The 12,161-nt window shown below is 37.8% G+C and carries 12 protein-coding genes; 9 read left to right on the top strand and 3 right to left on the bottom strand.

The annotated features are described in order from the left end of the window. Positions 1-780 precede the first annotated feature (780 nt). Together PX700_RS04695 and trhA are read right to left on the bottom strand one after the other, a co-directional pair. The gene (locus PX700_RS04695; protein WP_415637021.1) at positions 781-1,746 is read right to left on the bottom strand and encodes a pepsin/retropepsin-like aspartic protease family protein; all 966 of its coding nucleotides are present in this window, start codon (positions 1,744-1,746) and stop codon (positions 781-783) included. A 108-nt stretch (positions 1,747-1,854) separates the two neighbouring features. Beyond that, positions 1,855-2,484: a PAQR family membrane homeostasis protein TrhA gene (gene trhA / locus PX700_RS04700; protein WP_415637020.1), complete on the bottom strand. Its 630-nt coding sequence runs from the start codon at positions 2,482-2,484 to the stop codon at positions 1,855-1,857. A gap of 185 nt (positions 2,485-2,669) precedes the next feature. Here trhA and PX700_RS04705 point away from each other — a divergent pair, with 185 nt between their 5' ends. Both PX700_RS04705 and PX700_RS04710 read left to right on the top strand, forming a co-directional pair. Then, a complete protein-coding gene (locus PX700_RS04705) occupies positions 2,670-2,996 on the top strand; it encodes a hypothetical protein (RefSeq protein WP_479519995.1) in 327 nt (108 codons plus the stop codon). 423 nt (positions 2,997-3,419) lie between these two features. After that, positions 3,420-4,904 (top strand): cellulase family glycosylhydrolase, encoded by a 1,485-nt coding sequence (locus PX700_RS04710; protein WP_479519996.1) that lies wholly within the window; start codon positions 3,420-3,422, stop codon positions 4,902-4,904. A gap of 60 nt (positions 4,905-4,964) precedes the next feature. Here the strand turns inward: PX700_RS04710 and PX700_RS04715 are convergent, their stop codons facing one another. Beyond that, a complete protein-coding gene (locus tag PX700_RS04715) occupies positions 4,965-6,656 on the bottom strand; it encodes an alkaline phosphatase D family protein (RefSeq protein ID WP_479519997.1) in 1,692 nt (563 codons plus the stop codon). A 266-nt stretch (positions 6,657-6,922) separates the two neighbouring features. Here PX700_RS04715 and PX700_RS04720 point away from each other — a divergent pair, with 266 nt between their 5' ends. From PX700_RS04720 to PX700_RS04750, 7 genes are all read left to right on the top strand, one after another. Beyond that, entirely contained in the window at positions 6,923-7,195 is a 273-nt protein-coding gene (locus PX700_RS04720) for a hypothetical protein (protein WP_479519998.1), read from the top strand. A gap of 235 nt (positions 7,196-7,430) precedes the next feature. Continuing rightward, the gene (locus PX700_RS04725; RefSeq protein WP_479519999.1) at positions 7,431-8,009 is read left to right on the top strand and encodes an LON peptidase substrate-binding domain-containing protein; all 579 of its coding nucleotides are present in this window, start codon (positions 7,431-7,433) and stop codon (positions 8,007-8,009) included. A 68-nt stretch (positions 8,010-8,077) separates the two neighbouring features. Beyond that, positions 8,078-8,701, top strand: coding sequence for a sigma-70 family RNA polymerase sigma factor (locus PX700_RS04730; protein WP_024598117.1), 624 nt, complete (start codon positions 8,078-8,080; stop codon positions 8,699-8,701). Next, positions 8,694-9,374 carry a ChrR family anti-sigma-E factor gene (locus PX700_RS04735; protein ID WP_165728012.1) on the top strand — a complete coding sequence of 227 codons (681 nt, stop codon included), beginning with the start codon at positions 8,694-8,696 and terminating at the stop codon, positions 9,372-9,374. Before PX700_RS04730 ends, PX700_RS04735 begins: the two co-directional genes overlap by 8 nt. Before the next feature lie 8 nt (positions 9,375-9,382). After that, the gene (locus PX700_RS04740; protein ID WP_165728011.1) at positions 9,383-10,336 is read left to right on the top strand and encodes a YbgA family protein; all 954 of its coding nucleotides are present in this window, start codon (positions 9,383-9,385) and stop codon (positions 10,334-10,336) included. Continuing rightward, complete coding sequence (gene phrB, locus PX700_RS04745) at positions 10,336-11,730, top strand: deoxyribodipyrimidine photo-lyase (protein WP_479520000.1); 1,395 nt, start codon at positions 10,336-10,338, stop codon at positions 11,728-11,730. The genes PX700_RS04740 and phrB overlap by 1 nt, the downstream gene beginning before the upstream one ends. Position 11,731: 1 nt before the next feature. Then, complete coding sequence (locus tag PX700_RS04750; protein ID WP_479520001.1) at positions 11,732-12,160, top strand: nuclear transport factor 2 family protein; 429 nt, start codon at positions 11,732-11,734, stop codon at positions 12,158-12,160. The last annotated feature ends 1 nt before the right edge of the window (position 12,161 follow it).

The following is a 12,161-nucleotide window of genomic DNA, read 5'->3' on the forward strand; positions in this document are numbered from 1 at the left end:
GGATGAAATTAAAATAACCGAGTAGGAAAGGTAAATAATTAACTTAAAAAGTAGATTTTATGGCACAGTTTTATTTTTTAATTGGAGTGGCTGTCTAGTTTAGTTTCTACTTACTAAATGGATGAAATTAAAATAACCGAGTAGGAAAGGTAAATAATTAACTTAAAAAGTAGATTTTATGGCACAGTTTTATTTTTTAATTGGAGTGGCTGTCTAGTTTAGTTTCTGATAATCCCTTGTACCTAGCCATAGCTCCCCGTCTTGCCACCACTCGAATATGATGATTTCATTACAACCATGTACAACAAATGAGTCCAAACAAGGAACTTCTGCAACTTGTAAATAAAAGGAGGTTAACTGTTTAGTCACCTCATCAGGAACACCATGACCATGAGCTCTGAGTTTAAATATCGTTAGAGACTCCTCAGGTGCCGACTTGACCCTACAACCATGTTCTTGAAAAATAGGCTCTAACACATTTATGACATGTTGCATGATTATCCTCCAAGCTACATAACGGCTTTATCAGTGGACACTTTCCCTATTCTAGCGTGAAAACGTCCTTATTTTATGAGTTTCTATTAATAGCAAATAGTGTAAGTTATTGACATTAATAAACATTATTCTTAGGGAAGGTTGTTTTACTATGTAAAAAAGGGGAAAACTTCCTCTTAGTATCGCTTAGCTAATCCCAATAGATTCTGAATATCCGTTGTTCGGTGTGAGTTCAAGCATTCGAAGCCGACATAATGGGTACGTGCCAGCTGAGAAGTTAATTGTTCAGAATTCACTCTTTAAATATGCAGACTCGTCTATATAATCAATTACCAATTCAAAATATTGAAGAGCCGAACCACCTAAAGCTCCATCTATTTTTTTATCCATCATTGATGACATGAATTTGTGGAAGTTATTATCTGCCCTCCGTGTAAACCAAACCGGCCCTGTAACTTGCTCGGCAATCATAACTTTAGGGACCTTTATCATTGATTCTCCAGTATTAGACTCCGCCTTTTCAATAACAGCCCAACTTGGATTTTGAGTTTTCCAATTTTCAAAAATACTGGCTGAAATAAAAGAAGTACCTACTACCTTTGATGTACCTTGTATATGCTTTGCCGCTGCATCGGTTAATATTGATGTTGCACCAGTATCTAAAAGCATTTGGTATTCTATCCCTTGAACTTTTATTTCGATTCTAGGAAATGCGGTGGTGTATTTTTGTTGCGAGTCTTTTTGAAAACCTAGTTTTATCTTCTTGAATTTGTATAAGTTTATTTCATCTAAAGATTGCAGGATGGACATAGATTTATTTAAATAGTCAATTTTAATAATTTTTTCTGCGTGCCATCGGCCACCTAAAAAACCATCAAAGTCTTCCTCAATTGATAGTTCATCCTTAGGGACTATAAATAAATAGCCTTCCATAAAGTTTTGCAAACCACCAATAGGAACTTCTGAGCCAGCTTGAAAGTCCGGCATGCTTGACAGTGTATGCACATTACCTTCATCTACTTTTTTAATTGTAGGCCATTTATATTGTTGATGAAGTTCTTTCGATATAGCATTCCAACCGCCACCTGTATCTGTAAAGAACTTTAGCTTTTGACCATCTTTCAGTTCTGGAGTAAGAAAGATGCGGTTATTATTAAATTCAGTGGGCAGCGGTTGTTCAGCTAAAAGTTGAAATGGAACTAAAGCTAAAGCTAAAGCAAAGAAAAGAGGTACTAGATTTAAATTATACATTGATCATCCATGATTTTTAAAAATTACAATATGTAAATCCTAACACTTAGTTACTATGAGTGGTGAATTCACGTATCAAACCAGACCATTCAAATAGACTTAACCTGCCTAATAAACATAGTTACTAATCGAAATGTAATGACATACACACCCAGCAATAACAAATAAGTGCCAAATAGCATGGCTAAACTGGGTGCTTTTAGCGCTGTAAAATAATGTACCTAAACTATAAAAAATACCGCCAGCAAGTAGCCAGTAAAGTGCTTTTACATCAACACTAGAGTAGAGCGGATATACAATAGCCAGTGCAAACCAGCCCATGAGTAAGTAGGTGGCGAGTGATATTTTTTTATTACCGTTTTTTACAAATACTTTGTACGCAACGCCCGCCAGTGCCACAGTCCAAATAAATGTAAGTGTTGCCCATGACCAAGCACCGGTTAATGAGATTAATAAAAAGGGGGTGTAGGTGCCGGCAATTAATAAGTATATGGCGCAGTGATCGCACTTTTTATAAAAGGCTCTTAAGCGCGGTTGAATACTGGCGTGGTACAAAGTGGACGACAAAAACAGCACAAATAAGCTACTGCCATAAATTGCAGTACTAACATACGCCTTAGCGCTGGTGGCTTGGCTAAATAAATCCCACATAACAAACGCGGCAAATACAATACCGAGTGCATGGCTGATTACGTTTAGTTGTTCTTCTTTTCGGGAATAAGGCGCTTCTAACGACATAACTGTTCCTACCACTATTGGAATTAATTTCAGTGTACAACTGTACGCTGAATGTTTCAATCTTAGCTGTGAGTAATTCTAAATAACTTTATTTGATACGCTACTTTAGCTTTTACTTGATTTTAAAGAGAATTAATTCACTATGTTGGTGTCTAGTGTAATACATATTACGAGCTGAAATAACCATGAAACAAGATCTAAAAGCTGCTTTACTTACCGCTATTGTTTATCCTGGAGCGGGGCATTTTTCTTTAAAAAAGCACCTAATAGGCGCTATTTTTGCGGGTGTATTTTCTGTTCTTTTAATTTTAACCCTACAAGATATATTTGCGATTGCACAGTGTACTGCAAATGAAATTGTACACGGAAAAATCCCTATGTCGGTTACGGCTATTTTAAAAGCCGCGCAACAACCTTCCGACGCCTGCGCTAAACTCGCTGAATATAAGTATGTGCCTTTAATGATTATAATTTGGGTGCTGAGTATGGCTGATGCATACCGTTTGGGCTGAAAAGTACTTCCTACTAAAAAATAAGCCACTTAATCAGAACTCTTTTTAGTTGGCCTATTAATTTTCTTCCCGCATATTTATCCCTGATATTTAGCTATTATTGATGGCGGTAATAATAATTATTACCGCCTCTTCATTTTTATATATATTTTTTGTAATCGAGATTTTTGCCAGCGCCATGTAAACATCGTGTAAATGCCTGTATATACCCAGTAAAATCCTCAAACCTCGTTAAATCGATCACTTGTTGATATTTAGTTAATTAAAACCCTTCTCTTTGTACCTTTTTGTTCATTTAATGTTAATAAATAAATGGTACTTTCTGCTCGCCAAATTAACTTTGTTTAATTTTTAAGTATTGGTTTGCTATTAATTTATTACGTCAATCAATGACGACTGATAATTTCAATTTAAGGAAATACTATGAATAACAGTTCAAATAATCGCAACAGAAAGGATTTTAAAGTGGCGAGCTTATCGTTAGCTTTATTATTAGGATGCTCAACAATGGCCAATGCTGCTGTTGAGAAGTTAACGGTAAGTGGGAATCAAGTTCTTGCGGGTGGAGAAAACACAAGCTTTGCAGGGCCTAGCTTATTTTGGAGTAACACGGGGTGGGGCGCTGAAAAATTTTACACAGCTGAAACAGTGGCAAAGGCAAAAACTGAATTTAATGCAACATTAATCCGTGCAGCTATTGGCCATGGCACAAGTACGGGTGGCAGTTTGAACTTTGATTGGGAGGGCAATATGAGCCGTCTTGATACTGTTGTAAATGCAGCTATTAGCGAAGATATGTACGTTATTATTGATTTTCATAGCCATGAAGCACATACCGATCAAGCAACAGCCATTCGATTTTTTGAAGAAGTAGCCACTAAATATGGTGACAACGATAATGTTATTTATGAAATTTATAATGAGCCATTACAAATTTCATGGGTTAACGATATTAAGCCTTACGCCGAAACAGTTATTGATAAAATTAGAGCAATCGACCCTGATAACTTAATTGTGGTTGGTACGCCTACATGGTCGCAAGATGTTGATGTAGCATCACAAAACCCAATTGATCGCGCCAATATTGCTTACACTCTGCATTTTTATGCTGGCACGCATGGTCAATCGTATCGAAATAAAGCACAAACAGCTCTTGATAACGGTATTGCTTTGTTTGCCACAGAGTGGGGAACGGTTAATGCTGATGGCAATGGTGGTGTTAATGGTAATGAAACCGATGCATGGATGGCATTTTTTAAAACAAACAATATTAGCCACGCTAACTGGGCTTTAAACGATAAAAACGAAGGTGCATCGTTATTTACTCCAGGCGGTAGTTGGGATTCATTAACAGCGTCAGGCACTAAAGTTAAAGAGATCATTCAAGGATGGGGTGGCAGTAATGGCAATGTTAATTTAGATAGCGACGGAGATGGCGTAAGTGACAGCTTTGATCAGTGCGATAATACTCCCGCAGGTACAGCGGTTGATAGTATTGGCTGCGCGGTAACCGACAGCGACGCCGATGGTATTAGCGATAGTATTGATCAATGTCCTAATACACCAGTAGGTACAAGTGTTGATAATGTTGGCTGTGCTATTGAAGTTGTTGAACCAGCAAGCGATGCTGATAACGATGGAGTGAATGATAATATCGATCAGTGCCCTAATACACCAGCCGGTACAAGTGTGGATACAAATGGATGTAGTGTTGTAAGTTCAACAGATTGTAACGGTATTAATGCATATCCTAACTGGGTGAACAAGGATTACGCAGGTGGTCCATTTACTCATAATAACACCGACGACAAAATGCAATATCAAGGCAACGCATACAGCGCAAATTGGTATACAAACAGCATTCCAGGAAGTGATGCTTCGTGGACGCTTCTTTATAGTTGTAATTAAGCGCGTTTAATAAAATAAACGAAGAAGGTAAATGATGTATTTACCTTCTTTTTTATAAAATCAGCCTTTATAAACACTTTGGTGTTGAGCAGCAATGTTGTAGCTTGGAGAATCTATATTATCTATATAACGCCAATCGGTTGTGATTTGCTCGTTTGTAATTGTCAGTAGCATATATCCGCGGTGCGATAGATCACAATAATTTAAGTCATTTATTAGCAATGAAAACGAGTCAGCCATTTGCTTTGCTTGTGCTGTATTAAGTGCTAAATAATGCTCCATACCCGGGGATGTAACGCCAGGTGTTGCAAACTCTACTCCTACGCTTTCGCCTTTTGCGTTTTTTAATGTGCCATGCCACGCATTGTGCGTATCACCTGCAACCACGACTAATTTTTTATTTAACGTAGTAACGCTTTTATATAATGCTTCGCGCTCACTGGGGTAACCATCCCATGCATCTAAGTTGTAAGGCATTAAAGTATTTACGCGTGCTAGTTGCTCAGGAGTTACTACTTTATTGGTTAACACCGCTTTTTTAATAGCAACTAGTTCTTTTAATACCTCTAGTATTTTAGTGCGATCGGATTGCGAGAATATTTCAGTAGGTAGCCACATTTTAGTCATCAACACTTGCTGACCTAATACTTGCCACTTTGCATTTGATTGAGTTATTGCACTCGCGAGCCAGTTTAATTGTGTACTACCTAGTAACTGCCTTTTTGTATTATTTAAATCGCTCGCAAAGCGCGCAACATCCATTTGTTTGGTCTCTAGGTTTTTATAGTCGCTGTAAGCGAGTTGTTTATCGCGTGCAATTACGCGCGTATCTAGCATGTGTAAGCTTATTAAATTACCAAAATCGAAGGTGCGGTATATTTGCGGGCTTTGCTCGCCCCTAGGCGGCCTAATTGGCAGCCATTCGTAATAGGCTTGAATAGCTGCTGCACGGCGTTTAAAAAAGTCACCTTCATCAGGGGTGTGATTTTCAGCTCCTTCTTTATATGTGTCATTAGTAACTTCGTGATCATCCCATATTGCAATAAAAGGCGCTGCGGCATGCAGTGCTTGTAGGCCCTTATCTGTTCGATAAATAGCATAGCGTTTACGATAGTCGCTAAGGGTAATAATTTCACCGCTGTTATCGGCGGCTAATTGGCGACCAATTTTTTCAGCATTTTGCGTGGCGTATCCGCCCATTGGGTATTCGTAAATATAATCTCCCAGGTGCAGCACTACATCTAAATCTTTTTGCTTAGCGGCATCTGTGTAAGCATTAAAATACCCTGCAGGATAGTTTGAGCAAGACACAACAACCATTTTTATTTGTTCAACATTACTAACCGGCAGAGTTTTAGCGCGGCCAATAGGGCTTTGTGTATTTAATCCAATAAAGCGATAAAAGTATTCTGTATTTGGAGTAAGGTCTTGCACATCTATTTTTATTGTAAAGTCGCGGCTTTTATCGGTTTGTTCGCGCCCGCTGCGAATAATATTTTTAAATTGAGAGTCACTTGCCAACTCCCAAGCAACAGTTACTTCAAAATTTGATTGAGCAGTGGTTGCACGTGTCCAAATAATTAAAGCATTACTGAGCGGATCGCCACTCGCTACCCCATGTTTAAATTCAATTGCTGATAGAGGCTTGCTCATTAATGTTTGAGCACAACCTGTAATGGCGCTCGATACCGCAACTGTAAATATGCTTGCTGCTGAGGTTTTTAAGAAATTTCGACGAGATGAAAGAGTCATACTGCACTTTTTTAATTATTAATAGTGGTGCGCACTTTAACGATTAGATATGACGGTATTAATACACTTAAAACTCTTTTATTTATTAACTAAAAAATAGTCAAAAAATTAAATTAAATGGTTAAATTAACGAGGTATGAATTGCTTGAATTAAAAAAGTGAACATAAACCTATTTAATTACAATGGCTTGCATTTTGTTTTTATGTTGGCACAACCCTTGAGTATATAACTACGTCTAAACAATACACAAACAAGGAATACCATTATGAAACATTCAATTAAAATCGCTATGGCAAGTTTATTAGTATTAGGTTCTGCGCAAGTTCATGCAGTAGAAGTGGACCTAGATGTAACTGATATATTAACTCAAAGTGTAACAAGCTACGTTAAGCAAACCACAATTGAGCTTGAAAAATCACTAAAGGAAACACTTTATTTTGATGCTAAAACTGTTTTAGAAAGTTTACTAGATGAGCCAGTTTTAACAGATAGCGCAACGATTAAAAATACTGACGCTAGCGTTAAAAACGTAAAATAAACCACTTAAAGGATTAAAACGATGAGCAGTGAACTTGGATTATTTGCATTAATGTTAGCACCCGTAGTAAGCATGATTAGCGCTTATTACTCGGTTCAAGTGTTTAAAGCTATGGGAGGTTGGTTTAATTTTTAACCAATTATATAGCTGGTAATTAATTCGATTCATACAAAGCTGATCGACTTAGCAAAAGCGCACGTAAATAAAGGCAGAGTGTTTGAAATAAGTAGACTTTATGAAACGTGCGATTTTTCCATTACCCATTTTTATGTTACCTGAAGGTTTTACGCGATTGCGCATATTTGAGCCTCGTTATTTAAATATGGTTAAAACCGCATTAAAAAATAATTCAGGGTTTGTGCTTTGTACATTTGAGCACGACACGCTATTTAATATAAGTGCGCAAGGTTGCCTTGTCGATATTATTGATTTTGACCAAGACGACAACGATGTACTTTTAATTGATGTATTTGCATCTCAAAATGTGCAAATAAACGATGTATACCAAGACGAAGACGAACTACGACATGGCTTAGTGTCGCCTTGTAATACGCCTTACTGGTACAAGGATTCTAACAACGACATTGGCGATCATTACCTATTGCACGACGCGCTCAAAAACGTGTTTGCAGGTAATTCAGAGCTTAATTTATTGTACAAAAAAACTCATTTTGACAAGCTGCCTTGGATTGCAGCACGTTGGCTTGAGCTTCTACCTATATCAATTGAGAAAAAACAGCAACTTGCGTTTGAAACGAACTTTGATAACTTGCTGAGTTTCCTCCATACTGTGATTAATAACGAATTTGCCTAAATTTTATGATCCTAAATTAATTATTGCCCGTATCACTTAATACAAAAGCAATAACGGGATAAATTATTATGGTAAGTCAACAACAGTCACCACGTTGTGAACCTAATACAGGTAAGTACACTGCCATGCCAGAAACGCCGAGTAAAGAGCTCATGCAAGCGCTTATAGATGTTGCGCAATCACGCGACAAAAAAGCATTTTCCTATTTATTTGAATACTTTGCGCCAAAAATCAAACGCTTTGGAATTAAGCAGTTTGGTGTTGAAGCGCAAGCTATGGAGCTTGTGCAAGAGACACTAACGTCAGTTTGGCGAAAAGCACATTTGTATCACAGTGATAAAGGTGCGGCGACTACGTGGGTTTACACCGTTATGCGTAACGCTTCATTCGATATGCTTCGTAAAATGAAAAGTAATAAAGAAGAAAACATAAGCGAAGACATTTGGCCGTTATTAAACGACTCACAAGATACACATCACGAATACAGCGATCATTTAGAAGATAAACAAATTAAACGCTACCTCGATAAATTACCTATTGCTCAACGCGAAGTGGTAAGAGGCGTTTATTTTCAAGACATGTCGCAAGAGCAACTTGCGCATCAACTTAATATTCCAGTAGGCACGGTAAAATCACGATTACGTTTGGCCTTGCAAAAATTACGTAATGAAATGGGAGATCAGCATGATTAAACATCACCCGAGTGAAACTTTACTGACACAGTATTGCGATGCATCACTTGCTACATCACTAAGTTTAGCCGTATCTATACATGTAGATATGTGTCCTGTGTGCCAAGCTAAAGTAGCCAAAATTGAAGCAAGTAATGCGGACGCATTATTTAGTGAAGAGCCTGCCAAATTTGAGAAACCTCAAACTGAGCAATCTGAATTACTTGAAGAATTTGAATTAAACGTACTTGATATGATCATGTCTGATGATTCTATCGATGAAGTTTATGAAGTTGAGCCTGTGTCTGTAAGTATTAACGAACACAATTATCAGCTGCCGCGTGCTTTAACACGTATTTCTCATAGCAAATTTACACAAGTTGGTAAGCTAGCGCGTTCTCGCGTTGCACTGGATGATGGTGCGCTGCGTTCAAGCTTATTGCATATTGATGCGGGTGGTGAAATTCCTGAGCATACACATACCGGATTTGAAGTTACTTTACTATTAGACGGTGAGTTTAGTGATGAAGATGGTAATTACGTACCAGGTGACTTTATATGGCAAGATGGTAGTCATCAACATACACCTTTAACGAAAGATGGATGTTTATGCTTTACAGTTGTCAGTAGTGCGCTACATTTTAATAAGGGCTTCAGCAAGTTACTAAATCCAATCGGTAATTTGATTTACTAAGAGAATATATGCAAACAGATATAATAAAAATAGGTATAAGCGCCTGCTTAGCAGGCGAAAAAGTTAGATTTGACACAGGACATAAAAAGTCAAATTTTTGTATGGACGAATTAGGCAAACACGTTGAGTACACACGTTTTTGTCCGGAGGTAGCAGTAGGTTTACCGATACCTCGTCCAACTATTCGTCAAGTTAAAGTAGGCGATACTATTAAAGTATGTCGCCCAGATGGTAGCGGCGAAGTAGGGCAACAACTTACCGAATATGGTAAAAAAATTGCAACTGAACAAGCTAAAGAATTAAGCGGATTTGTATTTTGTGCTAAAAGCCCGAGCTGTGGCATGGAGCGCATTAAAATATACAACGAAGCTGGTACAGGCAATACCTCAGAAGGTGTTGGTTTTTTTGCTGAGCAAATAATGAAGCATAACCCATTGTTGCCATGTGAAGAAAATGGACGTTTAAACGACATGCACTTACGTGAAAACTTTGTGATGAGAATTTACGTATTTAAAAATTGGCAAAAGCTAGTACAAGAGCCGCTATCGGTTCACAAGCTTACTCAATTTCATTCTCAGTATAAGTACTTGTTAATGGCTCATAATTACCAAGCTTATCGCGACTTGGGTAATTTGCTAGGAACATATGTAGGTGACGATATAAGCGCAGTTGCGGATGAATATATTTTAGGTTTGATGACGGGTCTCAAAAAGCCAGCTTCTCGAAGAAATAACTGCAACACGCTGATGCATTTACAAGGTTACTTTAAAACATTTTTATCGAAGGTTGAAAAACAAGAACTTCGTGATGCAATAGATGAATATCGCGAAGGGTTGGTGCCATTGTATGTACCACTTACTTTGCTAAAACATCATTTGAAGGTTCACCCAAATGAGTACCTTGAAAAACAAGTGTTTTTTAACCCTTACCCTCACGATTTAAAACTACGATTTGGTATTTAATGGATACATTATTTTGGTTTAGGCGCGATTTGCGCCTTTTTTCTAACGAAGCGTTAATTCAAGCGCTAAACAATGGCGCTAAACACGCCATTTTTTTTGTGTCTGAAAAACAGTGGCAACAACATCAAGCTGCGCCTATTCAGATTGACTTACTTAAGCGCCGAGTTGCTTACCTTCAATCTCAGCTTGCTGATGTCGGTATTACTTTACATATAATTGAAGCGCCAAGCTTTTGCGATTGTACGCGTGAGCTTATTGATTTTTGTAAAGCAAACGATGTAAAACATGTAATAGCTAATGCAGAATACGAGCTTAATGAAGTAAATCGCGATAAGGCTATTTTGCATGAATGCGATGAGTTTTCTATTACTTTTACCTTGTACGAAGGCGATTTAATTGCACCTGTTGGCACGGTTAAAAACCAAAGCAATGAAATGTACAAAGTGTTTACTCCGTTTAAGCGAGCGTGGTTAAAGCAGTACCAAGATACGCACTTTAGTTTGCCACAATGGCCTCTCAGCTCTGAGCCAATAAAGTTTGATGAAAGCGATTTACTAAAAAGTGATGGAAGCTCTGATAAGTGGCCGGTTGACGATGAAACACTTGCAACTGTGGTTGATAACTTTATATGCGATAAGCTGACGAGTTACGACGATCAGCGTGATATACCTAGCATAAAAGGCACATCAGGATTAAGCCCGTATTTAGCACTTGGTATTGTAGGCACTAAGCAGCTACTTATTAATATTCAACAGCGCTACCCAGATATTTTAACTACGTCGAAAAGTAAAACCTTTACGTGGATTAACGAGCTCATATGGCGTGAGTTTTACAGACACTTAATTGCTGAGTTTCCTAAGCTTTCGCGCGGCAATAACTTTAACGAAAAGTATAACGCGGTAGTGTGGCGTAAAAACGAAAGTGAATTTAAAGCATGGTGCGAAGGGCGTACAGGGTATCCGTTAGTGGATGCAGCAATGTTACAACTAAAGCAAACCGGCTGGATGCATAATCGTTTACGCATGGTTGTTGCGAGCTTTTTAACTAAGCATTTATTAATAGATTGGCGTGAAGGTGAGCGCTTTTTTATGCAGCACTTAATTGATGGCGATTTAGCTTCAAATAACGGTGGTTGGCAGTGGGCTGCAAGTACCGGGTGTGATGCTCAGCCTTACTTTAGAGTTTTTAATCCTATCAGGCAAAGCGAGCGCTTTGATCCAACAGGTAAGTTTATCCGTAAGTATTTGCCAGAGCTTGAAAACGTGCCAGATAAACACATTCATTTTCCACACACTTATTTAGCCGCAATAGGTAAAGATAAGGAATGTTACTGGCCAGCAATAGTTGATCATAAAGCGGCACGAGAACGTGCACTTGCTGCATTTAAGGTGTGATATGGATAACCAGTTACCAGTAGATAAATTTGTTGAAATATACCAACAGCTTGATAGCACTAATCTTGATTTATTGAGTGATATTTACTGTGACAACATACAGTTTATAGACCCCATGCACGAAATTAATGGCATTGTAGAATTACGCAGATATTTTGCTAACTTGTACAGTAATGTTAAACATTGCCAGTTTGATATTAGTGATTCGTTTAATAGCGGCAATAACGCTTTCATATATTGGACTATGCACTACGCACATCCAAAACTTTCATCAGGTAAAACTATATCAGTGGAAGGTCATAGTAAGCTTATTTTTGAAGATGGCAAAATTATCAAACACCGAGATTACTTTAATGTAGGCGAGTTGTTATATAAGCACATTCCTTTACTTGGTAGTGTTATAAAGCTAATTGATAAAAGGGCAGGTTAAT

The organism is Pseudoalteromonas sp. TP27 (genome assembly GCF_056470645.1).

What these genes read in the sequence shown, in the direction of transcription:
- PX700_RS04695 (WP_415637021.1), bottom strand. Translation starts at nt 1,746, where the DNA reads ATGTATAATTTAAATCTAGTACCTCTTTTCTTTGCTTTAGCTTTAGCT.
- PX700_RS04715 (WP_479519997.1), bottom strand. Translation starts at nt 6,656, where the DNA reads ATGACTCTTTCATCTCGTCGAAATTTCTTAAAAACCTCAGCAGCAAGC.
- phrB (WP_479520000.1), top strand. Translation starts at nt 10,336, where the DNA reads ATGGATACATTATTTTGGTTTAGGCGCGATTTGCGCCTTTTTTCTAAC.
- PX700_RS04735 (WP_165728012.1), top strand. Translation starts at nt 8,694, where the DNA reads ATGATTAAACATCACCCGAGTGAAACTTTACTGACACAGTATTGCGAT.
- PX700_RS04725 (WP_479519999.1), top strand. Translation starts at nt 7,431, where the DNA reads ATGAAACGTGCGATTTTTCCATTACCCATTTTTATGTTACCTGAAGGT.
- trhA (WP_415637020.1), bottom strand. Translation starts at nt 2,484, where the DNA reads ATGTCGTTAGAAGCGCCTTATTCCCGAAAAGAAGAACAACTAAACGTA.
- PX700_RS04740 (WP_165728011.1), top strand. Translation starts at nt 9,383, where the DNA reads ATGCAAACAGATATAATAAAAATAGGTATAAGCGCCTGCTTAGCAGGC.
- PX700_RS04750 (WP_479520001.1), top strand. Translation starts at nt 11,732, where the DNA reads ATGGATAACCAGTTACCAGTAGATAAATTTGTTGAAATATACCAACAG.
- PX700_RS04720 (WP_479519998.1), top strand. Translation starts at nt 6,923, where the DNA reads ATGAAACATTCAATTAAAATCGCTATGGCAAGTTTATTAGTATTAGGT.
- PX700_RS04730 (WP_024598117.1), top strand. Translation starts at nt 8,078, where the DNA reads ATGGTAAGTCAACAACAGTCACCACGTTGTGAACCTAATACAGGTAAG.
- PX700_RS04710 (WP_479519996.1), top strand. Translation starts at nt 3,420, where the DNA reads ATGAATAACAGTTCAAATAATCGCAACAGAAAGGATTTTAAAGTGGCG.
- PX700_RS04705 (WP_479519995.1), top strand. Translation starts at nt 2,670, where the DNA reads ATGAAACAAGATCTAAAAGCTGCTTTACTTACCGCTATTGTTTATCCT.